Raw genomic sequence first — 26,602 nt, 5'->3', positions numbered from 1 at the left:
CTCAGCTCTCGGACAGAACGCGCGGGAGTTTAAAGGTGACGGTTTCGCGCGCGCCTGAATCTTCGACCACATCGGTATCGAACCGCTCGGCGATGGCAGCAACCAGGGCCTCAATAAGCGGTTCCGGTGCAGAGGCCCCCGCCGTAATCCCGACCGTCTGGACCCCGTCAAACCAGCCCCAGTCAACCACCGAGGCATCGTCAACCAGTTGCGCCATGCGGGCACCGGCCCGACGCGCGACCTCGACCAGACGCACGGAGTTGGACGAATTGGGCGACCCGATCACCAGAACCAGGTCGCATTGCTCGGCCACCCGCTTGACCGCTTCCTGGCGGTTGGTGGTCGCATAGCAGATGTCTTCCTTGTGGGGGTCCGGCAGTCCCGGAAAACGCCGCTTGAGCACCCCGATAATCTCTGCGGTATCGTCCAGCGACAACGTCGTCTGGGTTACATATGCCAGGTTTGACGCCTCGCGAGGCTCGAAGCGTTCGGCGTCTTCCGGGGTTTCAATCAGGGTGACGGCCCCCTCCGGCAGCTGGCCCATGGTGCCTTCGACCTCTGGATGGCCGGCGTGGCCGATCAGGACGATCTGTCGGCCCGCTGAAAAATTGCGCTCGGCCTCCACATGGACCTTGGACACCAGCGGACAAGTCGCATCGAGGTAGAACAGGGCACGGCGTTCGGCTTCGGCCGGAACCGATTTGGGAACGCCATGGGCCGAAAACACGACGGGCCGGTCCGTCGGGCATTCATCCAGCTCCTCGACGAAGACGGCACCCAGGTTTCGCAACCGGTCGACCACATGTCGATTGTGGACGATCTCGTGTCTCACATAGACCGGAGCCCCATATTTCTCGAGCGCGCGCTCGACAATCTGGATGGCTCGATCAACGCCCGCACAGAAGCCGCGCGGCGTGGCCAGGCGAACCTGAAGGGGGCGGCGAGAAATCGAAGCATCGGTCACCGCGCCTAGGTAGCGGCCCTGTGAGGCGAACACCAGCTTTCGGCGCGTTGCGATGCCTCGGTTTAGCCGCTATCACGCGCAAGCGTCGCGGCTTCGCTGTCCGGCGGTCCGTTTCGCCTGTTTGTAAGGTCCCTCATGCGTCGTTTGCTCCTGCCTCTGATCGCTTCGGCCATCGCCGTATCCGCCCTGGCCACGCCCGCCATGGCGCAAACCCGTGGTGACGAGCAGGATCGTGAACGCGACCGCGCTGCCCGCCAGCAGCGCGAAGACGAGTTCAACAACACGCCGGCCCCGCTGCGTGAGCGGCCTAACGCCGGCCCCTGCCCCTTCGTGCGTATTCTCTACGACGCCGCTCGCTATGTTGAGTTCGAGGGTGGCCAGCAGACCGTCTCGGCAGTCGGCTACACCGGCGAGATCGAGGGCATCGAATCCGAGTGCGTGTATCGCGAAGCCGACCCGATCCGCATCGACATGGACATTCTGTTCCAGCTTGGGCGTGGCCCCCAGGCCGAGAGTGGCCAGCGGACCTATCGCTATTGGGTCGCCGTCACGGAGCGGAACTCGGCGATTCTGGCCAAACAGTATTTCGACCTTCCGGTCGACTTCGGCAGCAGCGACCGAACCTACGTCACCGAACAGATTCGCGGCCTGACCATTCCGCGCCGGGACATCACTGTGTCAGGAACCAATTTCGAGGTTCTGGTCGGCTTTGACGTGACCCCCGAGATGGCCGAATTCAATCGCAACGGCTCTCGCTTCCGCGCCAACGCGGGCGCGCCCAGCGAATGACGGACCTCAGGAGCCGGCTCAGCGAAGCGGTCCGCGCCGCCTTCGCCGCCGAAGGCTTGCCTGAAGATCTGGCGCGGGTTGTTCCCTCGGATCGTCCCGATCTGGCCGACTTCCAGTCGAACGGGGCTCTGGCGGCTGCGAAACAGGCCAAGGCCAATCCGCGCGAGCTGGCCGGGCGACTGGCGACCCACCTGCAGGGACGGCCCGAGATCGCGTCGGTGGACATCGCCGGACCGGGCTTCATCAACATCCGGGTGACCGACGCGGTTCTGGCCGACCGCGCCCAGGAGGTCGCCGCCGGTCCGATGGTCGGTGCGTCGCTGGTCGATGCGCCGCGCCGGGTCGTGATCGACTACGGCGGGCCGAACGTGGCCAAGCCGATGCACGTCGGACACCTGCGCTCATCCATTATCGGTGAGAGCCTGAAGCGTCTTTTCAGGTTCCGCGGCGACACCGTCTGGGGCGACGCCCACTTCGGTGACTGGGGCTTCCAGATGGGGCTTTTGATCGCGGCACTGGAAGACGAAGGCCGGGCCACTGAATTCCAGGGCACCGGTCCGTTCCCGACCGACAGCCCTGTTAGCCTCGAAGACCTGGAACGGCTCTATCCGGCCGCAGCGGCGCGGGCCAAGGAAGACACGGCCTTTCGTGATCGCGCCCGAAAGACCACCGCCGAGCTTCAAGCGGGCAACCCCGGCTATCGCGCCCTGTGGAAGCATATGCACGACGTCTCCATGGCAGCCTTGCAGCGCGACTTCGGCGCGTTGGGCGTGACCTTTGACCTGTGGAAGGGCGAGGCCGATGCCGACCCCCTGATCCCCGGCATGGTCAAGACGCTTGAGACGAAAGGCCTGCTGGTCGACGATCAGGGCGCTCGGGTCGTCCACGTCGCGCGCGAGGGCGAAACGAAGTCGAAGAAACTGCCGGACGGAACCGTTGTGACCGTGCCCAGCCCGGACCCGCTGCTGGTCATTTCGTCCGAAGGGTCGGCCATGTATGGCACGACCGATCTGGCGACCATCGTCGACCGCCGCAACGAGCAGGATTTCGACCTGGTCCTCTATGTCGTGGACCAGCGTCAGGCGGACCATTTCGAGCAGGTGTTCCGCGCCGCGGTCCTGGCCGGCTACGCCGAACCGGGGCAGCTGGAGCATCTGGGCTTCGGCACCATGAATGGGCCGGACGGCAAGCCGTTCAAGACGCGCGCGGGCGGCGTGCTCAAGCTGGCTGACCTGATCGAAATGACCCGCGAAAAGGCGCGCGCACGCCTGCACGAGGCGGGTCTGGGTGAGGATCTGTCATCCGAGGAATTCGAAGACATCGCCGCCAAGGTGGCGGTGGCGGCGTTGAAGTTCGCCGACTTGTCGAACTGGCGCGGCACCAGCTACATTTTTGATCTGGATCGGTTCACCAGCTTTGAGGGCAAGACCGGGCCGTACCTGCTGTATCAGGCGGTGCGGATCAAATCGCTGTTGCGGCGGGCCGCCGGCGAGAACGTCACCACCGGCGCGATCGCCATTGTCGAACCGGCCGAACGTGAGCTGGCTCTGGTGCTGGACGCTTTCCAGCAGGCGGCCGAGGAAGCCTACGATCGGCGAGGGCCGAACGCCCTTGCCGAGCACGCCTATCGCTTAGCCCAGGCCTTCTCGAAGTTCTACGCCGCCTGTCCGATCCTGGCACCAAGCCACGAAACCACGCGCGGATCGCGCCTGGCCCTGGCCGAGGCGGTGCTGAAGCAGTTGGAGGTCGCGCTGGACCTGTTGGGTATCGACACGCCGGAGCGGATGTAGTCCGACTTGTCGCGACCTTGGGCTGTATGGTAGGGTCGGAGGGTGTCGGAGTTCTTGGGATGAAGTTCTTGTTTGCGTCGATCTCCGGCGCTGTGACACTTCTGATCGCTGGCCCGACCGTCGCCCAACAACAGCGGATTTGCGAAGGCGCGGTTCGCGGCCCGGCGGGCGAACACATCTTTCAGATTCTTTTGGAAAACGCAGAGCCAGTCTACGCCATGGCAATGTGGCGACCGCCAAATCAAACGGCGCTCGCCGGCAGCCCGCTGCCCATGGTGGTGCTCTACTACAGGGTCCACGACATCCAGACCGGAGCGCACGGCCCCCTCTTCTACGCCCATGTTATTCACGCCGCGCGGATTTCCGAGTCGCGTGCGACCTCGGCCGAAGTTCGGATTCGACAATATGGACAAACCGAGTGGTTGGAACGGCAAGACTGGACGTCGTTCGCTGAAGCGCGCCGGAACGACGGCTACAGCATTGCGGGCTCCGTTAGTTTCAACTCCCCCGCAGCCTTGGAGCTGTTCTCGACCGCACCCCAAGTAGAATCCCGCGCCATCACCAATGACAATGTTCGTATTTCATCCGGCATCTGGAACCTGACCGGTCGCATTGCGCTCGATGCGCTGCTTGAGCGCGCTCATGCCGAAGCAGTCCGACGGATGAGCAATCCGATTGAATGCATAAGACCCAATGACGCGACACACCAGGTCATCATAGGCGCGTGGAGGCTAGCCCGTGAGCACCAGGAAGCAAGCCCGCCAAGCACGCCTCAGTAACGCGCAACCATTCGTCTGCCGCAGCCACTTGTCCAGCAAGACACGGCAACGCTGCCCGGGCCACCGATAGATAGCCCGATAGATAAAAATAGATAAAACGAGTGACTGCGCCTAGGTCCAATCGACATTCAGATCGATTATCCTTTTAAATACAAACACACTCGTCATGGGTCCGGCTTGTCCCGGCCGTCGATCACAACCAGCCCTGCAAGACGATTGCGGTTGTTCCAACATCGAAACAACTAGACACTCAACGAGGTGATGTGTTCCCGGCACAAGGCCGGGAATGACGGGCCATTGAATGTCGATTGAACCTAAGCCCTCTAAGGCTGGCGGGTATTAGACGACTGGCAACCCCAGCGGCCCTCAGTGGCTATTTCTTCTCGCCGAAGGCCTCTTCGACTTCTTCCTTGGTGATGCGCTTGGACGGATCACCCGGCTGGCCGAGGTTCTGTTCCTCGGTGCCGTCGCCCATAACGCCGGGCGTCGTGTTGATGATGACTTTCTTGTCTTTTTCGTCGGTCATGCCGATGCTCCTTGCTGGCGTTGATCGAACGTGCGCGCCCAAACAATGTTCCGCAACCCTCCACAGGAATAGATGACCCAGCTCAACGCCACCGATGCCTACATCGCCGGCCTGCCAAAGGCCGAACTGCACCTACATATCGAAGGCTCGCTTGAGCCCGAGCAAATGTTCGAATTTGCCCAGCGAAACAAGATGATCACCCCATTCGACAGTGTCGAGGCCGTGAGAGCCGCCTATGATTTCTCGAACCTGCAGGACTTTCTGGACATCTACTACGCCGGGGCCAACGTCCTGCAGACGGAACAGGACTTTCACGACATGGCGCTGGCCTATTTCCGGCGGGCGGCAGCGGACAATGTGCGCCATGCCGAGATCTTCTTTGATCCCCAGACCCACACGGATCGGGGCTTGCCGTTTTCGGTCGCCGCCGATGGGCTGCTGGCCGGGATGAAGTCCGCCGAGGCCGAGTTGGGCGTCACCTCCAAGCTGATCCTGTGCTTCCTGCGTCACCTCGATGAAGACGCCGCCTTTGACACCCTCAAGGCATCGGAGCCCTGGCTGGACCGGATTGTTGGGGTCGGTCTGGATTCCTCCGAGGTCGGCCACCCACCGTCAAAGTTCGAGCGTGTGTTCGCACGGGCCGGCGACATGGGCCTGAAGCGGGTCGCGCACGCGGGCGAGGAAGGGCCACCCGCCTATGTCCACGAGGCCCTGGACCTGCTGCACATCGACCGGATGGATCACGGCAATCGCTCGATGGAAGATGAGGCGCTGATTGAACGGCTGGCCGACAGCCAGATGACCCTGACGGTCTGTCCGCTATCAAACCTGAAACTGTGCGTGGTCCGTGATCTGAAAGACCACCCCGTGCCCGAGATGTTGCGGCGCGGCCTCCACGTCACCCTGAACTCGGACGATCCGGCCTATTTCGGCGGCTATGTGAACCAGAACTACAGTCAGTTGGCCCAGGCCGTCGGCCTGACGCGGGATCAGGTCACGCAGATGGCCCGGAACAGCTTTGAAGGCTCATTCCTGACCGAGGCCGAGAAGGCCGCGCGGATCGCTGAGGTCGAGGCTTACGCCGCCGCGACCTGATCGATCTCATTGGCCGAACCCAGCGCGATGGGGATGCGCTGATGCAGTTGGGTCGGCTCAACATCGAGAATGCGCTGAACGCCGTCGGTCGTGGCCTTGCCGCCGGCCTGCTCGACCAGCAGGGCCATGGGGTTGCCTTCATACATAAGGCGCAACTTGCCCGGCTTGTTGGGCTCACGCTTGTCCCAGGGATAGAGGAAGACCCCGCCGCGCATCAGCACACGGTGGACATCCGCGACCATGGCCGCGACCCAGCGCATATTGAAGTTTTTGGCCCGAGGTCCTTCGACGCCCGCCAGGCAGCCGTCGATATAGCGTTGAACACCCTCGGCCCAGTGACGCCGGTTCGACATGTTGATGGCGAACTCCTTGGTGTCGGCCGGGATCTGGATGGCGTCGTGCGTCAGCCGCCAGGTGCCGTCACCGGCCAGGGTGAAGCCCGCGACCCCCTGCCCCGTCGTCAGCACCATCATCGTCTGGGCCCCATAGAGGACGTAGCCCGATGCCAGCTGATCGCGGCCCGGCTGAAGGAAGGCGGCCTCGGTCGGCGCGGCGTTCGGCGACTTCAGGATGGAAAAGATCGTCCCGACCGGGGCGTTGATGTCGATGTTGGACGAGCCATCCAGCGGGTCGAACAGCACCAGCCAGGCCCCGTCGGCGTTGGTCCCAGGCTGGACCGTGTCCATTTCCTCGGAAGCCACCCCGGCCACGACCGGACAGGCCAGAAGAGCCTCGGTCAGCATGTCGTTGGTGATCAGGTCGAGCTTCTTTTGCTCCTCGTCCTGGACGTTGACGACGCCAGAGGCACCGAGCACGCCGGTCAGGGCGCCGCCGGCGACGACTGTGGAAATCTCCGCGCAGGTCCGGCCCAGCACGGTCAGAACCTCAACGACGCCCTCTGGCGCATTGGAGTTGGCGAGCCAGTCGTCGAAGGTGGCGGGCATGGTCATGGTCGATTTCCTGAACGGCGGTCTTGTTGTTGCGCGCTTCTCTAGGGGGCGGCGCTTGACTCTGCAACGGAGTCAGGGCCTTTGGAGCCGCTCTCGCGGGAGAGATCGGGGTGGTCTATTCCAACCTCGGAGCCGAAGGCGCAACCGCCCCGGAAACGCTCAGGCAAAAGGACCGCGAGGCACGTCAAACGCTGGAAAGAACCCGGCAGGGTTCGCCGACGGAGCAAGGGATCGCGTACCGGTCCCGGAATCTCTCAGGCATCGAGACAGCGGGGGCTCTGGACGGGTGCAGCACGCCCGATGGAGGAGCCGACACCGATGAGCGACGAACCGCTGAAGACCACACCGTTAAACGCCAACCATCGCCGCCGCGGCGCGCGCATGGTCGGTTTCGGCGGCTATGACATGCCGGTCCAATATGAAGGCGTGCTGGCCGAGCACCGCTGGACCCGTGAGCATGCGGGCCTGTTCGACGTGTCCCACATGGGCCAGTGCAAGATCACCGGGGCCGACGCCATCGCCCAGTTCGAGCGGTTCGTGCCGGGCGACTACGCCATCCTCAAGGAGGGTCGTCAGAAGTATTCCCTGCTGCTGAACGAAACCGGCGGCATCATCGATGACCTGATGGCTGGAAAGCCGGACCATGACGGCCTGTTCGTCGTGGTCAACGCCGGCAACAAGGATGAGGATTTCGCCTTCTGGTCCGCCAATCTGTCAGGCGATGCCAAGCTCAAGATTCTTGATGACCGCGCCCTGATCGCCATTCAGGGGCCGGAGGCCGCCGAGGTCATGGCCGCGCATGAGCCACTGCTGGCCGAGATGGGCTTCATGGACAGCGCCCGGCTGATGCTGTTCGGCGTCGATTGCTACGTTTCGCGCTCGGGCTACACCGGCGAAGACGGCTATGAGATTTCGGTCCCGGCGGACCAGGCCGACCGCATCTGGGACGCCATTCTGGAAGACGCGCGCGTCAAGCCGATCGGCCTGGGCGCCCGTGACAGCCTTCGTCTGGAAGCCGGCTTGCCGCTGCACGGACATGACATCGATCCCAACACATCGCCGGTCGAAGGGGCCCTGACGTTCGCCCTGTCGAAATCACGCAAGGAGCGTGGCGATTTCAACGGTGCCGAGCGCGTGTTGAAGGAACTGGCCGACGGCCCGTCGCGCGTCCGCGTCGGCCTGATCGTCAAGGAAGGTGCCCCGGCCCGTGAAGGTGCCGAGATCGCTGATGTCGACGGCAATGTCATCGGCAAGGTGACGTCCGGTGGCCCCTCGCCGACGCTCGGCAGGAATATCGCCATGGGCTATGTGCCTCCGGTCTTTTCGGAGCTGGGAACGGACCTTCAGGTCATCGTGCGCGGCAAGGCGGCTCCCGCCGAGGTCGTCGCCATGCCGTTCGTGGCGCAACGCTACTATCGCAAACCCAAGGCCTGAGGAGGCACCTATGAAGTTCACCAAGGATCACGAATGGGTCCGCCTTGAAGGCGACGTCGTCACCGTCGGCATCACCAGCCACGCCGCCGAGGCGCTGGGTGATGTGGTGTTCGTCGAGGTGCCGGAAGCCGGCCGTCAGGTCGTCGCCGGCGACAGCTTTGCCGTCGTCGAGAGCGTCAAGGCCGCCTCGGACGTCTATGCGCCGGTGACCGGCGAGGTCGTCGAGGGCAACGGCGAACTGAACGGCGCCCCTGAAACCGTCAATGCCGACCCGCAAGGCGCGGGCTGGTTCGCGAAGATCAAGGTGCCGGACACGGCCCAGCTGGACGGCCTGATGGATCAGGCTGCCTACGACGAATACCTCAAGACGCTCTAGGGCCATGACGGACCGCTACGCCGCCACCGTCTCCTGGACCGGCCCTGCCGAAGAGCATCGGTCGGGCCAGTACAGCCGTGTGCACGAGTGGCGGTTTGACGGCCATACGGTGGTGAGGGCTTCTGCCGGGCCGAGCGTGCCCGGCTCTGATCCGTCAGCCGTCGATCCGGAGGAGGCGCTCGTCGCCTCGGCCTCGGCCTGTCACATGCTTTGGTTCCTGGCCATTGCCCGCAAGAAGGGCCTGACCGTCACCGCCTATGAAGACCAGGCCGACGGCGAGATGGGCAAGAACGAAGCCGGCAAGGACTATATGGCCGTCGTCACCCTTCGACCCCATGTCACTTTCGAGGGCGAGGCCGACCCCGCCCTGATCGTCGAGTGCCACAGGCTGGCCCACGAAGAATGCTACATCGCCAACTCCCTGCGCGCTGAAATGCGCGTCGAACCCCGCTGAGAAACTGATGCGCTATCTGCCCCTTTCCCCCGATGACCGGACAGCCATGCTGGCCGCCATCGGTGCCAAGTCGATCGATGATCTGTTCGTGGATGTGCCTCAGGCGGCGCGACGCGACGGTCTGGTCGACCTGCCGCGCGTGGCCGGCGAGCTGGAGGTTGAACGGGCGCTGGGTGCCATGGCCCGCAAGAACACGGTGGCGGGCGATGCGCCCTTTTTCTGTGGGGCCGGGGCCTATCGCCACCATGTGCCGGCGACGGTGGACCACATCATCCAGCGGTCTGAATTCCTGACCAGCTATACGCCCTACCAGCCTGAAATCGCGCAGGGCACGCTGCAATATCTGTACGAATTCCAGACCCAGGTTGCGGCCCTGACCGGCATGGAGGTGGCCAATGCGTCCCTCTATGACGGTTCGACCGCCATGGCCGAGGGCGTGCTGATGGCGACCCGCGCGACCCGCCGCAACAAGGCCGTGATCTCCGGCGGCGTGCATCCCCACTATGTCGCAGCGACCGAGACCGTGGTGCACGCGGTCGGCGTCGAAACCGAGGTCCTGGCGCCGGCCATCGACGGCGAGGCCGAAGTCGTCAGCCGCATCGGGCCGGACACGGCCTGTGTCGTCGTCCAGACCCCGAACGTCTTTGGCACCGCCACCGATGTGACCAAGATCGCCGAGGCGGCCCACGCGGCCGGGGCCCTGCTGATCGTGGTGGTCACCGAGGCCGTCTCCATGGGCCTGCTGAAGTCGCCGGGCGAGATGGGTGCCGACATCGTCGCCGCCGAGGGCCAGTCGATCGGCAACGCCCTGAACTTCGGGGGCCCTTACGTCGGCCTGTTCGCCACGCGCGAAAAGCTGATCCGCCAGATGCCGGGCCGTCTGACCGGCGAAACCATCGATGCCGAGGGCGAGCGCGGCTTCGTCCTGACCCTGTCGACGCGCGAACAGCACATCCGCCGCGACAAGGCGACGTCGAACATCTGTACCAACTCGGGGCTCTGTACCCTGGCCTTCAGCATTCACATGAGCCTACTGGGTGAGGCGGGTCTGCGTCGCCTGGCCCTCTTGAACCATGAGAAGGCGCTGGCGGCGCGCGATGCACTGGCGGCCCTTCCCGGCGTCGAGATCCTGACGCCGCGCTTCTTCAACGAGTTTGCGGTCAAGCTGCCCGGCAATGCCGAAGAGGCCGTTCAACGCCTGGCCGACCATGGCGTGCTGGGCGGCGTCCCTTACAGCCGCCTGAACCCGGACGCCGGCATGGACGATGTGCTCCTGGTCGCGGCCACCGAGACGACGCTGGATCACGACATCCGGTTCCTGACCAAGATGATCGAAAAGACCTGCGGCTAAGGATCAAGACGATGAGCACCATGAACACCGTCGGCCGTCCGACCACGCCGAACGAAGTGACCACCAAGCCCGCCACCCTGACCGGGGGCCGTGGCCTGTTGCAGAACGAGCCGCTGATCTTTGAAGGCGACGGCTGGGGCAAGACCGGCGTGGATCTGCCCGAACCGGCTGGAAACGGATCTGACCTCGGCGATCTGGTCCGCAAGGACCCTATCGGCCTACCCGGCCTGTCTGAGCCGGAAGCGATGCGCCACTATGTGCGGCTGAGCCAGAAGAACCACGCCATCGACCTGGCCATCTATCCGCTGGGTTCGTGCACGATGAAGCACAACCCGCGCCTGAACGAAAAGATGGCGCGACTGCCGGGCTTTGCCGACATCCACCCCTTGCAGCCGATGTCGACGGTGCAGGGGGCGCTGGAGCTGATGGACACCCTGGCCCATTGGCTGAAGACCCTGACCGGCATGCCCGCCGTGGCCATGTCGCCCAAGGCCGGGGCCCACGGGGAGCTGTGCGGCCTGATGGCCATTCGCGCCGCCCACCGGGCCGCAGGGCAGGGCCTGACCTCGGACAAGCCGCGCAACAAGGTGCTGGTGCCGACCAGTGCCCATGGTACCAATCCGGCCACCGCCGCCTTTGTCGGCTATCAGGTGGTTGAGGTGAAGCAGACCGACGATGGCCGCGTCGACGTGGCCGATCTGGCGTCCAAGCTGGGCGATGACGTCGCCGCCATCATGGTCACCAACCCCAACACCTGCGGCCTGTTCGAGCGCGACATTCTGGAAATCAGCCGCCTGACCCACGAGGCCGGAGCCTATTTCTACTGTGACGGGGCCAACTTCAACGCCATCGTCGGGCGGGTGCGCCCGGGCGACCTGGGCGTCGACGCCATGCACATCAATCTGCACAAGACCTTTTCAACGCCGCACGGCGGCGGTGGACCCGGCGCGGGTCCGGTGGTGCTGTCAGCGGCCCTGGCCCCGTTCGCGCCGGTGCCCTGGGTCGTGCATGACGATAATGGCTTTGAGCTGATCGAACGCCCCGAAGGTGAGGCCAAGGAAGCCTTTGGCCGTCTGTGCGCCTTCCAGGGCCAGATGGGGATGTATGTCCGCGCGCTCAGCTACATGATGAGCCACGGCTCGGACGGCTTGCGTCAGGTCGCCGAAGATGCGGTGCTGAACGCCAACTACCTCAAGGCTCGTTTGCAAGACCTGATGTCTCCGGCCTTCCCCGATGGTCCGTGTATGCACGAGGCCCTGTTCGACGACGAATGGCTGAAAGGCACCGACATCACCACGCTCGACTTCGCCAAGGCGATGATCGACGAGGGCTTCCACCCGATGACCATGTATTTCCCGCTGGTCGTCCACGGTGCCATGCTGATCGAGCCGACCGAGACAGAGTCCAAGGCCGAACTGGATCGCTTCATTGAGGCCATGCGCGCGCTGGCGGCCGCAGCCAAGGCCGGTGACGTCGACCGCTTCAAGGGCGCGCCGTTCCATGCGCCGATGCGCCGGCTGGATGAAACCCGCGCAGCGCGCTCACCGGTCCTGCGTTGGAAACCCGCCGAGGGCTCCAACATCGCGGCGGAATAGGCGTGGCTGGAGCCCAGCTGAGTCTAGGAACCGCCAGCCGTGCGATAGATCCGATCAACCGACCCACAGGTTGACCGCAGAATTTGGTCGGGCGTCAGGCTCCCCCCTGACGCTTGTGCAAGGCTGGATTCCCCGACGCGGCGGGCCTGCGTAACGCGTGGTTCAAGCAGGGCCACAGCGCCGGCCCGGTCCAGCTGGCGATCAGCCCGAAGGCGAGCCAGCGCCGAATTGAAGTAGCGAACCCCCTCGGCCAGATCGCGATCATAGTCGCCTTCACTCGTGGCGACGTTCGCCAAGGCACCGTAGAACCCGGCACATTCACCGAGGAGAAGCCAGTAGGGCTGGCCATCGGACCGCTCAAGCAGGTCGGGCCCGTCGCGATGGTGCTGATAGGTAAGATCTCCAGCCCACGCCGGACCGGACAAAGCTGTTAAAATCGCGGCCAGGGCCAATACACGATCGTGTCTCATGCCATCCTCCACCAACGGCAGTGATTGTGCCTCGCCACCCGCCTCGCGGCAATCGCCCAGCGGTCACAAACGGGTGCCCTGATTCGCGTCAGAGGCCTGCGTCACGGCGTCACGCATCGCCCTGGGCGCGAATCTGTTGCAACGCACCCAATCGAGTTCCTAATGCCCCACTTTAGGGCAGGCCTTTTGTAGATGGGCACCGAGAAGGAAAACGGCCTCACCGCCAAACCTGCCCACAGAGCGTTTTTGCTGCGATGCAGCAAAATCTTGCAAATCGACCACATTGAGGTCATATTCCGGTGGCTAATGCGCGTCTCCGGCGCGCGGCGGGTTCGTCCCATCGCGCGCCTTCTGCATCCTGAGTCTGGCCTGAAAGGCGACCAGGGTGAACTCGTCGGGGAGCCAGGGCGCTCTCGTCGCAGAGGATACCAGAACGGTGACTTTTTTCGCGCATCTGCGTGCGCCTGAGCGTGCGCGCGGCCTAATCCAGACTCTCAAGACCGGAATGTCTCGCCAGCGCGCCTCGGCTGCTGCGGCGATTTTCGGAGGGATCGTGGGCGCGGCTGTGGGCATGGCCTATCTGGGCGGCGCAGTCGCGCAATCTGCCACTGTTCGTGGACAGGCCTACCGCATGGCGGGAGCCTATGACTCCGGCTTCACCGATGAAGCTCTTGCCGCTGCCGTGGGCGGCCTCAATCCCAGCGCGCTCGATATTGCGCGCCGCCACGATCCCTACACCGTTGCCGGCGATGCCCAGCGCGACCGCCGTTCGGCCCAGCTGACGGCCCTGCTCGAGCAGCGCGGCCAGGCCGCCTTGACCCGTGCCACCCGTGAAAGCGTGGCCGATGCCGGCCTACGCGGCGGGACCACGGTTGATCCAGCCCGCCCGTTCCGCCTCAATGGTGCCCTTGAAGCCTCTCGCGACCTCGATTGTCTGACCACCGCCGTCTATTACGAGGCGCGTGGTGAAGGTCAGTCCGGTATGCAGGCCGTCGCTCAGGTCGTTCTGAATCGGGCGCGCCATGGGGCCTTCCCGCAGACGGTCTGTGGCGTGGTCTATCAGGGTGCCGGACGCCGCACAGGCTGCCAGTTCAGCTTCGTGTGTAACGGTTCCATGCATGGCCGCCGCGAAGGCGGGGCCTGGGAGCGGGCCCGCCGTGTCGCCGCCAATGCGCTGAGCGGCCACGTCTATGCGCCGGTCGGCAACGCGACCCATTTCCATACCACGGCCGTCAATCCACGCTGGAGCGGACAGCTTGTGCGTGTCACCCAGGTCGGCAGCCACATCTTCTATCGTTTCGGCGGTCGTCGGGGCGGCGCTTCGCAGTTCGCCCAATCGGTCCAGCCCTCGACCGGCGCGCCGCAGACGGGCCGAGCTCCCGAGGCCGGGGCTCCTGACATTTCTGACGTCGCCGTCAATGTGGTGGACGCACCGGCCCAGGGCGATACCGCTGTGGCCGCTGAAGATCGGTCGGCTGCGGCTTCGGCTGAAGCTCGGGGTCCAGCAGACGCCTAGGCCGCTACCTTACGCTTCCATTTCCAAGCGTTGAACGCCCGCGAAAGCGGGCGTTTTGCTGTGCATGGCAGGCCCGGCTCAACGGTTGCACAGCGAACGCCAAGTGTATCGTTTTGGAGTACCGCGTACCATGTCCCCCAGCTCTCTCGCCCAGCCGACCGGCAAGGGTGAAGGCGCTGGCGCGTTGGATCTTCTTCGTTTTCTGGCCGCCGCCTTCATCGTTTTGTACCATTTCGGTTCAAATGCTCCAGTTGACCTGACCGCCGCGTATCCGATGCTGGACCGGGGTTGGCTCGCGACGGACTTCTTCATTATTGTTTCGGGCTATGTGCTGGGTCGGGCTTACGGCGACTCCCTCGACGGCCTGACGACCCATCCGCTCAGCTTCCTGACGCGACGCCTGATGAGGATCTGGCCGCCACATCTCATTGTTCTGGGAGGGCTGGCCATTCTTCTGGCCGTGGCGGGTCTTCTCGGTATCCCCTCGGATTCACCCGAGCGTTTCCAGACCTCCGACCTGATCTATCAAGCCCTTCTGATCCACGCCTGGGGCGTGACCGATCAACCAAGCTGGAATGAGCCGAGCTGGACGCTGTCGGCGCTGATCGTCTGCTACGCCCTGTTCCCATTGATCTGGCTTTTGACCAGGCGCGTCATGGGGCGCGGCTGGGCACTCATTCTAGGCTTTGGCATCGTCATCCTGGCCGCGTGGCTTAGCCAACGCATTCTGGGCACCTCACTCTACAATCTGGCCTTCCATCACGGCGTGGTCAGGGCCTTGCCATTCTTCATTCTCGGCACGCTGCTGGCTCGTTTTGCGCAGGGACGGTCGGTCAGCAGGCCGGTAGCCTTGGCCAGCTGCCTGGCGGCTTTAGGTGCGGTTGTCGCCATCCAGGCCACCCCCATGTCTGAGTTCAGCGCCCTGGCGTCCATCGTGGCTCTGGCAACGCTCGTCGTCGGCGCGGACAATCTCGGTCTGAGGCGAACACGTGCGATCAGGACGCTTGGAAATGTGTCCTTCGCCCTTTTCCTCACCCACGCGGTTGTCGGCACTGTCTGGTTCAGTGGGCTGGACGCCCTGCAGATTCGCGTCGGCTGGTGGGCCTGGATCGGAGCGTTGGTTGTCGTCCTGACGGCCGCCGGCCTGTTCTATCTGCTCATCGACAAGCCGATACAGACCTGGCTGAGAGGGCTGATGAAGCGGGCCCCCGCCAAACCCTCAAGCCCGGTGGCCCAGCCTTCCTAAAGAATGTCCAGGCCCACATCGAGCGCCGTGACCGAATGGGTCAGGGCCCCAACCGAGATCACGTTCACGCCCGTCTCGGCGATCGCGCGCACGGTCTGAAGATTGACACCGCCCGAGGCCTCCAACGTCACGCGACCCGCCACGCGGACCACAGCCGCGCGCATGTCTCCCAAGCTGAAGTTGTCGAGCATGATGACATCCGGCCCCTCGGCCACGGCGGGTTCGAGTTGATCCAGGCGATCAATCTCGACCTCCACCTTCATCAGATGGCCGACGGAGGCGCGGGCGCGGCGCACCGCCTCGCCGACCCCGCCGGCCAGGGCGACGTGGTTGTCCTTGATCAGGATCGCGTCATCCAAACCGAAGCGGTGATTGCCCCCTCCCCCACAAACCACCGCATGCTTTTCAAGCGCGCGCAGGCCCGGCGTCGTCTTGCGCGTATCGGCGATACGCGCGCCGGTGCCGGCGACGGCGCTGACGTAGTCGCGGGTCAGGGTTGCAATGCCACAGAGCCGCCCAAGCAGGTTCAGCGAGGTCCGCTCGGCAGCCAGCAAGGCATGGGCGTCGGCCTCAACCTCAACCAGGACCGTCCCTGCCTCAAAGGCATCTCCGTCACCCAGGCGTAGATCGACCTTCGCCCTGGCATCCAGCGCATGGACGGCCAGACGAACGCAATCCACCCCGGCCAGGACCCCCGGCTTGCGGGCGGCAAATACGGCGGTCATCCGCGTGCCGGCGGGGATACACGCCTGGGCCGTGACATCGCCTGCCCGGCCCAAGTCTTCAGCCAGGGCGGCCTCGATGATCGGCTTGATCATCAGATCAGGCAGGACGCGGATCATGGCGTTGTCTCTCTGGGTTTGGCCGATGACGGCTCGTGGTCCATGGCACGCCGCAACACGGTGTGGTGCGCGACCGGCAAGGCCTGGGGGTAGTCCGACCGGAAGTGGCCGCCACGGCTTTCGCGGCGGTCCAGCGCCGCCTGGACGGTCAAACGCGCCGTGATCAGTGGCAAGGCACCGGGCACGGCGCGCTCCAGGACGGAAATCTGTTCAAGGGCCCGAGACAGTCCCACGCCGTCCCGGGTGACCCCAACCTCGCGGCTCATCGTCTGGCGCAGCGTGCCGAGCGCCTCGGCCGGCAGATCCTGTGCGGTCGTCGGCCCTACAGCCGGGCGATCGGCAATGTCCACCGCGCCGGCGGCGGCACGCCCCGCCAGACGACCGAAGGCCGCGGCTTCCAGCAGCGAGTTGGAAGCCAGGCGGTTGGCACCATGGACACCGGTTGAGGCGCATTCTCCGACGGCAAACAGGCCCTCCAGCGTCGTGCGGCCTTCCTCATCGGCAACGATGCCCCCCATGGCGTAGTGTGCCGCAGCCGCCACCGGGATCGGCTGAAGCCGGGGATCAATGCCCGCACGCATACAGGCCGCAAACACCGCCGGGAAATGTGCCGGGAAGGTCATACCGATCGCCCGGCGCGCATCCAGAAAGACCCCTCGGCCGGATTCCATGGCGGCGTGGACCGCACGAGCGATCTGGTCGCGTGACTTCAGGTCAGCATCCGCCTCCGGTCCGAGCAGGAAGGCACCCTCTGCATCGACCAGTCGCGCGCCCTCGCCACGAAGGGCTTCCGTCGCCAAGGGCATCGGGTCCAGGCCGATATTGATCGCCGTCGGGTGAAACTGAACGAACTCGGGATCCCGAATATCTGCACCTGCCAGCCAGGCAGCGGCCAGCCCTTCCCCCAGGAGGCTCGCCGGCGTCGTCGTGTGCGCAAACAGACCGCCGTATCCCCCGGTGGCCAGGACAACGGCAGGGGCCAGAAGCCGGATCAGTCGCCCCTGCCGCTCGATCAGCGCCCCTCGTACGCGCCCGGCATTGTCCTGGATCAGGGCACGCAGACGTCCATCTTCCCAGGTGGTGATGTGCCCGGCTCCTCGCACCGCCACGACCAGGGCCGACAGGATGGCCCGGCCCGCCCCGTCGCCGCCGACACGCGCCACACGGGGACGCGAATGCGCGGCTTCCAGACCGACGGCGAACTCGCCCTGCTCGGTGCGGTCGAAGGGCGCGCCCAGTCCCGCCAGCCACTCGACTGTCTCGCGACCCTTGCGGGTCAGGGCCTGGGTGACCTCGGGCTCAACCAGACCTCCACCGGCAGCGGCGGTATCCCGCGCGTGCAGGTCGGCACCGTCGCCTGGCTGCAGCGCCGCAGCGACACCCCCTTGAGCCCAGGCCGAGGAACAGGCCTCCAGCAGGGGGGCCGGCGTCACCACCAGCACCTTGCGCGGGGCCGCCTCCAGCGCCGCCGACAGACCGGCCAGCCCGCCGCCGATGACGAGAACACCGTCGTGAACGAGGGTTTGGGTCAACGCGTCAGGCCCAGCCAGCTGCCGATGGCCGACAGTCCTTGCCAGGGATCCCCCGCAATCATCGTTGGCGCGACCAGGCCGACGCCCACGCAGGCTGCGGCTGTTGTTAGATACAGGCCGATACTCTTGGCCGTCTCCACATTCGTCAGCGGGCGTCCGGCGTGCGGCCGTGCGCCCTGCCGCAGGTGTCCGAACAGCGCCAGTGCCATGAAGACGCCGAAGATGTAGCTGCCGCGTGTCAGCGCCCAGACGATGACGATCGCGCCGATGGCCAGCATGGCACCCTGTTCGACCCAGGGATGGATACGCGCCAGCACCGGTCCAAGCGCCTTGGCCCCATCCAACGGCGGCGCCGGGGCCAGGTTGATCAGGTTGATCATCGAAATGACAAAGGCCCCCAGCAACCACATGGGGTCGCCGAGGACAAAGCCGAGCGCGAAAAAGGGGATCGTCGCCAAAAGCCCGAACAACGGCCCGGCTAGGGACACCTTAACCCCGTCCCAGACGCTGCGCGGCGCGCGCTGACCCGCCGCAACCCCGCCCAGGAACGGGATGATGTAAATCTTCGCCGGTCCCATACCGAGCCGGTTCATCGCCAGGACATGGCCGTATTCATGCACGATCAGGCCGAAGATCAACGCCAGGGCGACGATCCAGCTGCCGGAGATCCACCAGATAAAGCCAGCAAACAGCAGCGTGCCGCCGATAGCGATGGCCGGGTGCTGCCCCCGGACGGGCGGTGGCTCTATGCCGGAGGAGGGATCAGGCACCGTTGGCGCGGCGCGGTGCGGACCTTCGGGACGGTCCCACGGACCGGGACGGCGGGTATCGTTGCTCATGGCTGTCAGTTGGACCTCAGGATCAGGCTTCGCAAGCGCCGTCTAGATCAACTCGACCTGAACCGTATGGCCACGCGCCCGAACCAGATCATAGCGCGCCGGCACCTCTGGCGGCGGCAGGTCGACCATGCGCTGGACCGCCAGTCGTGCCCGCTCGGCGATGTCTTCATCGACCGTGACCTCGAACTGCATATTCAGCAGACAGTCGCGGATGTTTTTCAGCGTGATCCGCTTCATGTGCGGGCACAGATTGCACGGGCCGACGAACTGGGTGTCCGGCAGGTCGCCCTTGATGTTGGACGCCATCGAACATTCGGTGATCATCACCACCCGTGCCGGACGATGCTTCATCACATAGTCGGTCATGGCCGCGGTCGAACCTGCGAAATCAGCGGCCTCGAGGATCTCCTCGGGGCATTCCGGGTGGGCCAGGACCTCTGCATCCGGCCAGGCGGCGCGCATGTCGGCGATGTCGGCGGTGGTGAAACGCTTGTGCACCTCACAATGGCCGGCCCAGGCGATGATCTTCACATCGGTCTGTTGGGCGACGTTGCGGGCCAAGTACTCGTCCGGGATCAGGATGACACGGTCGACGCCCCACTCTCTGGCCGCCCATTCGACGATCTGCACCGCATTGGCCGAGGTGCAGCAGATGTCTGTCTCTGCCTTCACATCGGCGGTCGTATTTACATAGGTGATGACCGGAAGGCCCGGATACCGTTGCTTGATCAGGCGCACGTCCGCGCCGGTGATCGAACTGGCCAACGAACAGCCGGCGCGCAGGTCGGGGATCAGCACGGTCTTGTCCGGGCTTAGGATCTTGGAGGTTTCGGCCATGAAGTGAACGCCCGCCTGGACGATCACCTTGGCGTCGGAACGCGCCGCCTCCTTGGCCAAGCCGAGGCTATCACCGACATAGTCGCCGACGCCGTGGAAGATTTCGGGCGTCATGTAGTTGTGCGCCAGGATGACCGCGCCGCGTTCGCGCTTCAGCCGGTTGATTTCGGCAATCAGTGGCGCATAGGCCCGCCATTCCAGGGGCGACACCTGATCCTTGACCTTGTCCCAGACGCGCGCCGTCTCGCGCTCGATCTCCGGGGTCAGGAGCATTGTACCGTCAGCCATCCACGCCTCCTATGCTCATATTGAGCATATGATGGGCCCGAAAGAAGGCCGGCGGGCCCGACCGATGCTTTTGCTACGATTGAGCATAAGCAGATACAAGATAGTTCCTGACCGGTGGTTTGCAAGAGAATTCGGTTCGGGACGGCAGGCTGATCCAAACGCCGCGCGTACCCGGTCGGGGTCAGGAACGAACGACGCCACCTTTCCGCCGAACAAATTCGGCTAAGGTGCTGCCATGTTAGAGCGACTACGATCGCGAGCCCGCCAGTTCCTCGCCCCGGCCCGTCCGGGGCTTGAGCGCGTGGCCCGTCGCCTGGATGGCTGGCTGGCCACGTCCGCCCCGGCCTTTGGGCGACTGAGGGGCGCGCCGCTGGGCTTTGGGCTGGTCGCCTTGCTGGGTCTGGTGCTGGCCACCAGTATCGCGAGCGGTGCCGGTGTCGAGCGCGGCAACATTTCCGGCATCGCTGAGCGTGTCGGGCCGGACATCTCTGATGCGGCTCTGAACCGATATGCAGCGAATCTGGACCCTTCAGGCCTGGCGCTGGCCCGGCGCCATGACCCCGCCCTGACGCCGGCGAGCTGGGGCCTGACCCCCGGCTGGGAAAACCTGTCCCTGACCGGACGCCCCCCCATGGATGCCCTGAGCCGGACCGGAATCGAGATTCAGCGCGTCAATGCCGCCGCTCCCATCGTCTTTGGGGCTATCCGGCCGATCTCGGGTTTTGCCTTCCGTCCGGCGTCCGAGACGGATCGTCGGCGCGCCATCCGCTGTCTGACCCAGGCCATCTACTATGAGGCGGCGCTGGAACCCCGCCGAGGCCAGGAAGCCGTCGCCCAGGTCGTGCTGAACCGCGTGCGGGATCCGAATTTCCCAGCCTCCGTCTGCGGCGTCGTCTTCCAGGGGGCTGAACGGGTGACGGGGTGCCAGTTCTCCTTCACCTGTGACGGATCTCTGGCCAGGGCACCCGTGGCCTGGGCCTGGAATCAGGCCGACAGCGTGGCGCGCGCGGCCCTGGCGGGCCATGTCGCCGAAGCGGTTGGAACCGCGACCCACTACCACGCCGACTATGTCCGGCCGTGGTGGGCCCCCTCCCTGACCAAGGTGAACCAGCTGGGCGCACATATCTTCTATCGATGGATAGGGGCCAGCGGTGACACGGCTAACTTCCGGCAGGCCTATTCCGGGCGCGAACCGGCCATCGACGAGGCGCGGTTTGCCCGCCCCCGTCTCAGCCAAATCATCGCCAATGCCGCTGATCTCGAAGCGGCCGGCATCGTCGAGGAGGGCCGCTCCGTCGTCATCGACGGCCAGGTTCGCCAGGTCGGGGTTCTTAGCCTCGGCGGGCGACGGCAGGCCACTGCGGCTGATATCGCCGCGATCAATGCGCGGATGGCGGAATATGAAGCCGCCCAGCCGACGCCGACCGTCCCACAGCTCGAGGTCGAGGAGATCAACCGCCCCGAGCCCCCAGCTGGAGCGTCGACTGAGCAATAGATTCCGCCTGCAACCGAATCGTATCTCCAGGCATTAAGCCCACGGAGTTTTGCGTGCCGGACACTCGCTTGAACGATATCCACATGCTGTCGACGCCCTGGACCGAGGCGGAGCGGCTTGATGCCTTGTACAGCTATCAGGTTCTGGACACGCTTCCCGAGCGATCCTTCGACGGCCTGGTCGAGGTAGCCGCGCGCGCCTGCGACACCAAGGTCGCTTTGGTCAGTCTGCTGGATTCACACCGTCAGTGGTTCAAGGCCGCTCAGGGGTTGGACGTTCGTGAAACGCCGCGCGACATCTCCTTCTGCACCCACGCGGTCGAGGACGACGCTGATCTGGTCGTGCCGGACGCTACCTTGGACCCGCGCTTTGCAGACAATCCGCTTGTTACCGGCCCGCCCCACATCCGTTTCTATGCGGGGACGCTCCTCAGGACCGCCGAAGGGCTACCGCTAGGAACCCTGTGTGTGATCGACGACCAGCCGCGCCCCGGCGGCCTTACCGAAGAACAGACCCGTACCCTTTCGATCCTGGCCGAGCAGGTGATGGTCGGACTGGAACTGCGCAGGGCTCTGTCTTCGCGCTCCAGTCTGGTGGCCGGGGCCGCAGAGTCTGAAGGCGAGCACAATGTCCGCGACCTGGAGCTGGCCCGGATTGCCGGTGCGCTGGCCGAGAGCGAAGCGCGATTCCGCGCCATCTCCGATTCCATGCCTCAGATGGTCTGGTCGACCCTGCCGGACGGATTCCACGACTACTACAACGCGCGCTGGTACGAATTTACCGGCGTTCCAGAGGGATCGACCGACGGCGAGGCGTGGAACGGCATGTTCCACCCCGAGGATCAGGACCGCGCCTGGGAGCGATGGCGGCACTCGCTCAGCACCGGCGAGCCTTACGAAATCGAATATCGGTTGAGGCATCGCTCTGGCGTCTATCGCTGGACGCTGGGACGCGCCTTGCCCATCCGCGACGCCGATGGCCGGATCATCCGCTGGTTTGGAACCTGTACCGATATCGAAGACCTCAAGCGTCACGAGGCGGAGCGCGAGGTCGTCAGCCAGGAGCTGAGCCACCGGATCAAGAACATCTTCGCTGTCGTCTCGGCGCTGATCACGCTGTCATCCCGAAAGCACCCCGAGGCCGGGGAGTTCGCGGCCGCGCTCAAGACTCGGATTCAGGCCCTGGCGCGCGCCCACGCCTTCGTCCGACCGCACACGGCGGCGGCTGACCCGTCGAGCGATCACACCACGCTACACGCGTTCCTTCGTGAGATGCTGGCGGCTTACGTCAGCGTGGACAGTGGTTCACTGGTGGTCGAAGGCGACGACGCTGTTTTCGACGATCAGGCGGCGACCCCGATTGCCTTGCTGTTCCATGAGCTTGCGACCAATGCCGCCAAATACGGTGCCTTATCTTCGCCTGACGGCCGCATCACCATTCGCCTGTCCTCAGATGACGATCGGTTTCGTCTGGACTGGATTGAGCGCGGCGGTCCTGAGATTGTGCGTGTCCCGGAAAGCTCAGGCTTCGGATTTACCCTGGCCCGGGTGGCCATCGAAGGGCAGCTGGGGGGGCACCTCGAACAGACGTGGGCGCGCGAAGGCCTGTCGATGAGTGTCGAACTTCCAGTGGCGGCCTTGCAACGCCGGCGGCACGCCGTTTGCATCCGGGAACCCTAAGCCTCTCTGGGTATTATCGCCAACACACCTCTTTGTTGCCTGAACAGACCGTGCCCGCTCGTATCCTCATTGTCGAAGACGAAACCCTGGTCGCCATGGAACTCGGCCTTATCCTTGAGGACCTGGGCCATCAGGTAGCGGGCATCGTCTCGGACAGCCGATCTGCCCTGGAAAAGGCTGGGGCTGAGACTGTCGACCTGGCGATCGTGGATGTGCATCTGGCCGACGGCCCGACCGGGCCCGAGATCGGGCGTCGGCTGGCCGCCCAGGGAGTCAGCGTCCTGTTTATGACCGGAAATCCATCGATGATCGGTCCGGTCCCCTCCACCATCGTCGGGGTGATGTCCAAGCCGACGGACGAACGGCTGATCGGAAACGCCGTCGCCTATGCCTTGGCCTGTCGGGAGGGCCGGGACGTTTCGCCCCCAGCGCAACTGCGACTGCTCAACTAGGTCAGATCAGAAGCGCACCTTCGTGGGCAAGCAACCACGATTTCCGCTCTACCCCGCCGCCGAAACCGACCATGGCACCGTCATGGCCGACGACCCGGTGGCACGGCAGGATTAGTGGGATCGGATTGCGGTTCAGGGCCACGCCCGCTGCCTGCGCCGCGCCGGGCTCACCGGCGCGTTTCGCCATTTCGCCGTAGGTGATCGTCGTCCCAACGGGCACTTGGGCCAATTCCCGCCAGACCCGCGTTTGGAAATCCTCGCCCGGTACGCGCCAGGCCACGGTTTGGAGTGCATTGCGACGACCCGAGAAATAGGAATCCAGTGCCTCCACAACGGCCTCAACCGGATCACCGGCGACCAACTCAGCCTGAGGCCAGGCCCGCTGGACCGTACGCTCAAGCCCGGGTCCAACACCGTCGAACGCGCAGGCCACGACGACCCCATCGGCATCCGTCGCCAACCCCAGCGGGCCGATCGGACTGTCGGCATAGGACCACATGGACACCCGCATCAGCCGACCGCCCTCAGAAAGTTGATCAGGGTCGCATTGACGGCATCGGCCCGCTCCTGCTGGATCCAGTGACCGGCACCGTAGATCAGTACCTGCCCGCGCAGGTCGGTCAGCCAGTCCCCCTGAGCCGCTTCGTGCCGTCCCGCATAGTGCCGCACCGGGTCCTTCTCCCCGACAATGAACAGGCTGGGCTGATCAATCGTCTTGCCTTGCAGGAAGGCGGTGTCACGCCAGTTGCGGTCGATGTTGCGATACCAGTCGAACGGGCGTTTGAAGCCCCCGGCGGTGAAGGCGTCGACATAGGGCTGGAAATGGTCCGCGCTCATCCACGGCGGACGCCTGGCCGCGTCTGAAATCGTCTGCAAGATTGGCACGCCCGGCGGCAGGAAGCCGGTCGACCGGTCCTTGCCCGACGTCGCCCCGTCGTAGGCCCAGAAGCACTTGCGTAGCGCCGCCTCGGGATCGAGGTCAAAGTCCGAGTGGGCCACAATCGACTGGAAGGTGACGATATAGAGATCACCCAGCTTGAGCCGCTCGCTGATCGCCTTCATCGCCGCAATCGGCGGACCGCCCGCATTTCGCGGCTGGAACGGCACCGACAGGCCCACCACCGCCCGAAACATATCGGGCCGCGTCAGGGCGCAATGCCAAGCCACCGGAGCACCGAAGTCATGCCCCACGACGACACAGGTTTCCTCACCCAGCGCCCTCACCAGATCGACCATGTCGCCGACCAGGCTGAGGACGCCGTAATCCTCCGTGCGCTGGGGCGAGACGGTCTGGCCATAGCCGCGCATATCCGGGGCCACCGCCCGATAGCCCGCCGCCGCCAGGGCCTGTATCTGCGCCGCCCAACTGATCGCCAACTCGGGAAAGCCGTGGATCAACAGGACGAGCGGCCCCTCCCCTGCTTCAAGCACCGACTGCTTCAGGCCGTCGGTCTGGATCATGCGGCGTTGCATTGTCGTTCGGTTCCCGCATGCCCATCTGTGCGCCATGAAGCTCTACACGATCGGATATGAGGGTGCGATCCAACCTGACGTCATCGCCCGGCTGAAAGCTGCGGGCGTTCAGGTGCTGGCCGATGTCCGCGCTGTCGCCGCCTCGCGCCGGGCAGGCTTTTCCAAGACCCTGCTGGCCAACAGCCTGCTCGAGGCCGGGATCGACTATGTTCACCTGCGCGGCGTCGGCACACCGAAGGCCGGGCGCGACGCGGCCCGGGCGGGCCGCACCGACGAGATGCGCGCCATCTATCGTGCCTCCATGGCCGAGCCGGCGTTTGAGGTCGACTACGCGCGCCTGCGTGAGCTGGCAGCGACGCAACCGACCTCCCTGCTCTGTTTCTGCGGCGAGGCCGACCACTGCCACCGCCGCCTTCTGACCGAGTGTCTGGCTGCGGAGGACGGGTTTGAGGTGGTGGACCTCTAGCGTCGCCCGGCGTCTTCCAGCATCGCCAGTCTCGCCAGCTCCTGCCGCAGGACAGTGATCTGCATCACCGGCCAGAGGGCCAGCTTGATGATCAGAGCCATCAGCAACATGACGGCCGAAGGCAGGCCCCAGCGTAGCGCATCCAGCGTTGTCTCCGCGTCAAAGAACCGCCAGGCCGCATAGGCTCCGGCGATGAACAGCGCCGTCTGGGCGATCATCATGGTCCAGTTGACCCAGGCGTTTCGCGCGCGGAACAAACCAAAGGCCTGGCTGAAGAAGGCCGGCTCCTCGCCGATCTGCTCCAGCAGCCGGCGCTCCTCGGCGCGCAGGGCGGCGTCTATCCGGGCATCGGTGTCAGTCATGGAATCTCTCCTTCCAGGGCGGCTTTCAACTTCAGCCGCGCGTGCATGAGGCGGGTCTTGATCGTGCCGACCGGCGCATCCAGCGCCACGGCTGTCTCGGCCACGGACAAGCCTTCGAAATGATGCAGGGCGATGGCCGCGCGTTGGTCAGGCGGCAGGGCGCGAATGGCCCGCTGCAAGGCGTCGCTGGCACCGTCGTCGGCCTCTGCCGGAGTGCCGGCGATCAAGCTCTCCCGCTCCAGATCATTCGCCAGCCGGCGGTCCGCCTGTCGCCGCCGAATGTGGTCGGCGGCCTGGCGTGACGTGATCCGATAGGCCCAGGCCGGAAAGGCCTGGGGGTCACGCAAGGTGCCAAGGCCGCGCGCAATCTCCAGCCAGGCCCCCTGGGCCGCGTCGCGCGCCGCCTCGCGGTCGCCCAGCAAACGCCAGGCGTGGGCCATGAGGCGCGGGTTCCAGCCCCGGACCAGGGCTGCAAACGCCGCCTCCGATCCGGCCTGTGCCGACGCCGTCAGTCGAAATGTTTCGGACCGATCCACGGAGATCACGTCCCTTTCCGCTTGGGTTCGGCAGGAAGGTGCCGCCGAACCGGCGAAAGGTTCAATCGCCGCCCGAGTTTTTCATCAACCCAGAAGCCCCGACAGGCCCGCAACTGTGATCAGGGCGAACAGCCACGACGATGGGAACCGCCAGGGCTGGATGCCGCCCTTCATTGCCACCCAGACGCTGATCGCCGACAGCGGAACGGCCAGGCCGGTCAACAGCATGGCGACCTCCACAGCTTCGGGACTCAGCGCCGCCCAGGCGAAGCCGCCGGTGAATAGCAGCAGCAACGCCGTCACCATGTGCCAGCACATGTAGTTCAACCACCGGCTGGCCCGGTCAAACGTCTCCGCCGCCAGGATCGGCCGCGCCGCATATTTGCCACCCACAAAGGTGTGGGTGGAGAAGGTGATCAGGCTGAGTACGGCAGCCAGGGCGAAACCGGAGTTCATCCTTCCTTCT

At 65.0% G+C, this 26,602-nt stretch carries 28 protein-coding genes and 1 riboswitch; of the genes, 15 read left to right on the top strand and 13 right to left on the bottom strand.

Annotated features, from left to right (window positions below):
- Position 1: 1 nt before the first annotated feature.
- Positions 2–964, bottom strand: a complete 963-nt coding sequence (gene ispH / locus G391_RS0107810; RefSeq protein ID WP_035304151.1) for a 4-hydroxy-3-methylbut-2-enyl diphosphate reductase — start codon at positions 962–964, stop codon at positions 2–4.
- Between the two features lie 135 nt (positions 965–1,099).
- Between ispH and G391_RS0107805 the strand changes: the two genes are divergently transcribed.
- Genes G391_RS0107805 through G391_RS0107795 form a run of 3 tightly spaced genes read left to right on the top strand, consistent with a single transcriptional unit; the run spans position 1,100 to position 4,322 of the window.
- The gene (locus G391_RS0107805) at positions 1,100–1,753 is read left to right on the top strand and encodes a hypothetical protein (protein WP_029087021.1); all 654 of its coding nucleotides are present in this window, start codon (positions 1,100–1,102) and stop codon (positions 1,751–1,753) included.
- Positions 1,750–3,543 (top strand): arginine--tRNA ligase, encoded by a 1,794-nt coding sequence (gene argS, locus G391_RS0107800; RefSeq protein WP_029087020.1) that lies wholly within the window; start codon positions 1,750–1,752, stop codon positions 3,541–3,543. The genes G391_RS0107805 and argS overlap by 4 nt, the downstream gene beginning before the upstream one ends.
- Positions 3,544–3,602: 59 nt before the next feature.
- Complete coding sequence (locus G391_RS0107795; RefSeq protein ID WP_029087019.1) at positions 3,603–4,322, top strand: hypothetical protein; 720 nt, start codon at positions 3,603–3,605, stop codon at positions 4,320–4,322.
- A 373-nt stretch (positions 4,323–4,695) separates the two neighbouring features.
- Here the strand turns inward: G391_RS0107795 and G391_RS15700 are convergent, their stop codons facing one another.
- Positions 4,696–4,848 (bottom strand): hypothetical protein, encoded by a 153-nt coding sequence (locus G391_RS15700; protein ID WP_169719100.1) that lies wholly within the window; start codon positions 4,846–4,848, stop codon positions 4,696–4,698.
- Positions 4,849–4,920: 72 nt separating this feature from the next.
- Here G391_RS15700 and G391_RS0107785 point away from each other — a divergent pair, with 72 nt between their 5' ends.
- Complete coding sequence (locus G391_RS0107785; protein ID WP_029087018.1) at positions 4,921–5,943, top strand: adenosine deaminase; 1,023 nt, start codon at positions 4,921–4,923, stop codon at positions 5,941–5,943.
- Here G391_RS0107785 and G391_RS0107780 read toward each other — a convergent pair.
- The gene (locus G391_RS0107780; RefSeq protein ID WP_029087017.1) at positions 5,925–6,893 is read right to left on the bottom strand and encodes a class 1 fructose-bisphosphatase; all 969 of its coding nucleotides are present in this window, start codon (positions 6,891–6,893) and stop codon (positions 5,925–5,927) included. The two genes, G391_RS0107785 and G391_RS0107780, sit on opposite strands and share 19 nt — an antisense overlap.
- 86 nt (positions 6,894–6,979) lie before the next feature.
- Positions 6,980–7,078: riboswitch (glycine riboswitch) on the top strand.
- Positions 7,079–7,211: 133 nt separating this feature from the next.
- Between G391_RS0107780 and gcvT the strand changes: the two genes are divergently transcribed.
- Genes gcvT through gcvPB form a run of 5 tightly spaced genes read left to right on the top strand, consistent with a single transcriptional unit; the run spans position 7,212 to position 12,103 of the window.
- Positions 7,212–8,327, top strand: a complete 1,116-nt coding sequence (gcvT, locus tag G391_RS0107775) for a glycine cleavage system aminomethyltransferase GcvT (RefSeq protein ID WP_029087016.1) — start codon at positions 7,212–7,214, stop codon at positions 8,325–8,327.
- 10 nt (positions 8,328–8,337) lie between these two features.
- Positions 8,338–8,703 (top strand): glycine cleavage system protein GcvH, encoded by a 366-nt coding sequence (gcvH, locus tag G391_RS0107770; RefSeq protein WP_029087015.1) that lies wholly within the window; start codon positions 8,338–8,340, stop codon positions 8,701–8,703.
- A 4-nt stretch (positions 8,704–8,707) separates the two neighbouring features.
- A complete protein-coding gene (locus G391_RS0107765) occupies positions 8,708–9,157 on the top strand; it encodes an OsmC family protein (RefSeq protein ID WP_029087014.1) in 450 nt (149 codons plus the stop codon).
- A 7-nt stretch (positions 9,158–9,164) separates the two neighbouring features.
- On the top strand, positions 9,165–10,508 hold the full coding sequence (gene gcvPA, locus G391_RS0107760; protein WP_029087013.1) for an aminomethyl-transferring glycine dehydrogenase subunit GcvPA: 1,344 nt from the start codon (positions 9,165–9,167) through the stop codon (positions 10,506–10,508).
- Between the two features lie 11 nt (positions 10,509–10,519).
- A complete protein-coding gene (gene gcvPB / locus G391_RS0107755) occupies positions 10,520–12,103 on the top strand; it encodes an aminomethyl-transferring glycine dehydrogenase subunit GcvPB (RefSeq protein WP_029087012.1) in 1,584 nt (527 codons plus the stop codon).
- Between the two features lie 23 nt (positions 12,104–12,126).
- Here the strand turns inward: gcvPB and G391_RS0107750 are convergent, their stop codons facing one another.
- The gene (locus G391_RS0107750) at positions 12,127–12,573 is read right to left on the bottom strand and encodes a hypothetical protein (RefSeq protein ID WP_029087011.1); all 447 of its coding nucleotides are present in this window, start codon (positions 12,571–12,573) and stop codon (positions 12,127–12,129) included.
- A 436-nt stretch (positions 12,574–13,009) separates the two neighbouring features.
- Between G391_RS0107750 and G391_RS14250 the strand changes: the two genes are divergently transcribed.
- The gene (locus tag G391_RS14250; RefSeq protein WP_245572062.1) at positions 13,010–14,089 is read left to right on the top strand and encodes a cell wall hydrolase; all 1,080 of its coding nucleotides are present in this window, start codon (positions 13,010–13,012) and stop codon (positions 14,087–14,089) included.
- A gap of 130 nt (positions 14,090–14,219) precedes the next feature.
- Positions 14,220–15,335: an acyltransferase family protein gene (locus tag G391_RS14245; RefSeq protein ID WP_051257222.1), complete on the top strand. Its 1,116-nt coding sequence runs from the start codon at positions 14,220–14,222 to the stop codon at positions 15,333–15,335.
- On the opposite strand, the gene nadC is transcribed toward G391_RS14245, so the two are convergent.
- From nadC to nadA, 4 genes are read right to left on the bottom strand one after another with little or no spacing between them, the layout of a single operon-like run.
- Positions 15,332–16,177: a carboxylating nicotinate-nucleotide diphosphorylase gene (gene nadC / locus G391_RS0107735; RefSeq protein ID WP_029087010.1), complete on the bottom strand. Its 846-nt coding sequence runs from the start codon at positions 16,175–16,177 to the stop codon at positions 15,332–15,334. The genes G391_RS14245 and nadC overlap by 4 nt on opposite strands.
- A complete protein-coding gene (locus G391_RS14240) occupies positions 16,174–17,709 on the bottom strand; it encodes an L-aspartate oxidase (protein ID WP_035303998.1) in 1,536 nt (511 codons plus the stop codon). Before G391_RS14240 ends, nadC begins: the two co-directional genes overlap by 4 nt.
- Positions 17,706–18,548, bottom strand: a complete 843-nt coding sequence (locus tag G391_RS0107725) for a metalloprotease (RefSeq protein ID WP_035303996.1) — start codon at positions 18,546–18,548, stop codon at positions 17,706–17,708. The genes G391_RS14240 and G391_RS0107725 overlap by 4 nt, the downstream gene beginning before the upstream one ends.
- 42 nt (positions 18,549–18,590) lie before the next feature.
- Positions 18,591–19,673 (bottom strand): quinolinate synthase NadA, encoded by a 1,083-nt coding sequence (gene nadA / locus G391_RS0107720; protein WP_029087008.1) that lies wholly within the window; start codon positions 19,671–19,673, stop codon positions 18,591–18,593.
- A gap of 235 nt (positions 19,674–19,908) precedes the next feature.
- On the opposite strand from nadA, the gene G391_RS14235 reads away from it, so the two are divergent.
- The 3 genes from G391_RS14235 to G391_RS0107705 are packed head-to-tail and all read left to right on the top strand — an operon-like array spanning position 19,909 to position 23,299.
- Positions 19,909–21,168, top strand: a complete 1,260-nt coding sequence (locus G391_RS14235) for a cell wall hydrolase (protein WP_084169175.1) — start codon at positions 19,909–19,911, stop codon at positions 21,166–21,168.
- Between the two features lie 53 nt (positions 21,169–21,221).
- On the top strand, positions 21,222–22,847 hold the full coding sequence (locus G391_RS0107710) for a sensor histidine kinase (protein WP_245572061.1): 1,626 nt from the start codon (positions 21,222–21,224) through the stop codon (positions 22,845–22,847).
- A 35-nt stretch (positions 22,848–22,882) separates the two neighbouring features.
- The gene (locus tag G391_RS0107705; protein WP_245572060.1) at positions 22,883–23,299 is read left to right on the top strand and encodes a response regulator; all 417 of its coding nucleotides are present in this window, start codon (positions 22,883–22,885) and stop codon (positions 23,297–23,299) included.
- 1 nt (position 23,300) lies between these two features.
- Here G391_RS0107705 and G391_RS0107700 read toward each other — a convergent pair whose 3' ends face one another.
- Positions 23,301–23,810, bottom strand: coding sequence for a methylated-DNA--[protein]-cysteine S-methyltransferase (locus G391_RS0107700; RefSeq protein WP_035303993.1), 510 nt, complete (start codon positions 23,808–23,810; stop codon positions 23,301–23,303).
- Positions 23,810–24,760: an alpha/beta fold hydrolase gene (locus G391_RS0107695; protein ID WP_245572059.1), complete on the bottom strand. Its 951-nt coding sequence runs from the start codon at positions 24,758–24,760 to the stop codon at positions 23,810–23,812. Before G391_RS0107695 ends, G391_RS0107700 begins: the two co-directional genes overlap by 1 nt.
- 46 nt (positions 24,761–24,806) lie before the next feature.
- Here G391_RS0107695 and G391_RS0107690 point away from each other — a divergent pair, with 46 nt between their 5' ends.
- A complete protein-coding gene (locus tag G391_RS0107690) occupies positions 24,807–25,238 on the top strand; it encodes a DUF488 domain-containing protein (RefSeq protein WP_029087003.1) in 432 nt (143 codons plus the stop codon).
- On the opposite strand, the gene G391_RS15750 is transcribed toward G391_RS0107690, so the two are convergent.
- From G391_RS15750 to G391_RS0107675, 3 genes are all read right to left on the bottom strand, one after another.
- Positions 25,235–25,600, bottom strand: coding sequence for a DUF6768 family protein (locus G391_RS15750; protein WP_029087002.1), 366 nt, complete (start codon positions 25,598–25,600; stop codon positions 25,235–25,237). The genes G391_RS0107690 and G391_RS15750 overlap by 4 nt on opposite strands.
- A complete protein-coding gene (locus G391_RS0107680; RefSeq protein ID WP_245572058.1) occupies positions 25,597–26,136 on the bottom strand; it encodes an RNA polymerase sigma factor in 540 nt (179 codons plus the stop codon). The genes G391_RS15750 and G391_RS0107680 overlap by 4 nt, the downstream gene beginning before the upstream one ends.
- Before the next feature lie 84 nt (positions 26,137–26,220).
- Positions 26,221–26,592: a hypothetical protein gene (locus G391_RS0107675; RefSeq protein ID WP_029087000.1), complete on the bottom strand. Its 372-nt coding sequence runs from the start codon at positions 26,590–26,592 to the stop codon at positions 26,221–26,223.
- Between the last annotated feature and the right edge of the window lie 10 nt (positions 26,593–26,602).

The organism is Brevundimonas aveniformis DSM 17977 (genome assembly GCF_000428765.1).
Taxonomy (GTDB): Bacteria; Pseudomonadota; Alphaproteobacteria; order Caulobacterales; family Caulobacteraceae; genus Brevundimonas; species Brevundimonas aveniformis.
This window is presented reverse-complemented; position numbering and strand designations above follow the sequence as displayed.

Excerpts from the sequence above, each read along its gene's own strand:
- G391_RS0107805 (WP_029087021.1), top strand. The coding sequence starts at position 1,100 with ATGCGTCGTTTGCTCCTGCCTCTGATCGCTTCGGCCATCGCCGTATCC.
- argS (WP_029087020.1), top strand. The coding sequence starts at position 1,750 with ATGACGGACCTCAGGAGCCGGCTCAGCGAAGCGGTCCGCGCCGCCTTC.
- G391_RS0107795 (WP_029087019.1), top strand. The coding sequence starts at position 3,603 with ATGAAGTTCTTGTTTGCGTCGATCTCCGGCGCTGTGACACTTCTGATC.
- G391_RS15700 (WP_169719100.1), bottom strand. The coding sequence starts at position 4,848 with ATGACCGACGAAAAAGACAAGAAAGTCATCATCAACACGACGCCCGGC.
- G391_RS0107785 (WP_029087018.1), top strand. The coding sequence starts at position 4,921 with ATGACCCAGCTCAACGCCACCGATGCCTACATCGCCGGCCTGCCAAAG.
- G391_RS0107780 (WP_029087017.1), bottom strand. The coding sequence starts at position 6,893 with ATGACCATGCCCGCCACCTTCGACGACTGGCTCGCCAACTCCAATGCG.
- gcvT (WP_029087016.1), top strand. The coding sequence starts at position 7,212 with ATGAGCGACGAACCGCTGAAGACCACACCGTTAAACGCCAACCATCGC.
- gcvH (WP_029087015.1), top strand. The coding sequence starts at position 8,338 with ATGAAGTTCACCAAGGATCACGAATGGGTCCGCCTTGAAGGCGACGTC.
- G391_RS0107765 (WP_029087014.1), top strand. The coding sequence starts at position 8,708 with ATGACGGACCGCTACGCCGCCACCGTCTCCTGGACCGGCCCTGCCGAA.
- gcvPA (WP_029087013.1), top strand. The coding sequence starts at position 9,165 with ATGCGCTATCTGCCCCTTTCCCCCGATGACCGGACAGCCATGCTGGCC.
- gcvPB (WP_029087012.1), top strand. The coding sequence starts at position 10,520 with ATGAGCACCATGAACACCGTCGGCCGTCCGACCACGCCGAACGAAGTG.
- G391_RS0107750 (WP_029087011.1), bottom strand. The coding sequence starts at position 12,573 with ATGAGACACGATCGTGTATTGGCCCTGGCCGCGATTTTAACAGCTTTG.
- G391_RS14245 (WP_051257222.1), top strand. The coding sequence starts at position 14,220 with ATGTCCCCCAGCTCTCTCGCCCAGCCGACCGGCAAGGGTGAAGGCGCT.
- nadC (WP_029087010.1), bottom strand. The coding sequence starts at position 16,177 with ATGATCCGCGTCCTGCCTGATCTGATGATCAAGCCGATCATCGAGGCC.
- G391_RS0107725 (WP_035303996.1), bottom strand. The coding sequence starts at position 18,548 with ATGAGCAACGATACCCGCCGTCCCGGTCCGTGGGACCGTCCCGAAGGT.
- nadA (WP_029087008.1), bottom strand. The coding sequence starts at position 19,673 with ATGGCTGACGGTACAATGCTCCTGACCCCGGAGATCGAGCGCGAGACG.
- G391_RS14235 (WP_084169175.1), top strand. The coding sequence starts at position 19,909 with ATGTTAGAGCGACTACGATCGCGAGCCCGCCAGTTCCTCGCCCCGGCC.
- G391_RS0107700 (WP_035303993.1), bottom strand. The coding sequence starts at position 23,810 with ATGCGGGTGTCCATGTGGTCCTATGCCGACAGTCCGATCGGCCCGCTG.
- G391_RS0107695 (WP_245572059.1), bottom strand. The coding sequence starts at position 24,760 with ATGATCCAGACCGACGGCCTGAAGCAGTCGGTGCTTGAAGCAGGGGAG.
- G391_RS0107690 (WP_029087003.1), top strand. The coding sequence starts at position 24,807 with ATGAAGCTCTACACGATCGGATATGAGGGTGCGATCCAACCTGACGTC.
- G391_RS15750 (WP_029087002.1), bottom strand. The coding sequence starts at position 25,600 with ATGACTGACACCGATGCCCGGATAGACGCCGCCCTGCGCGCCGAGGAG.
- G391_RS0107675 (WP_029087000.1), bottom strand. The coding sequence starts at position 26,592 with ATGAACTCCGGTTTCGCCCTGGCTGCCGTACTCAGCCTGATCACCTTC.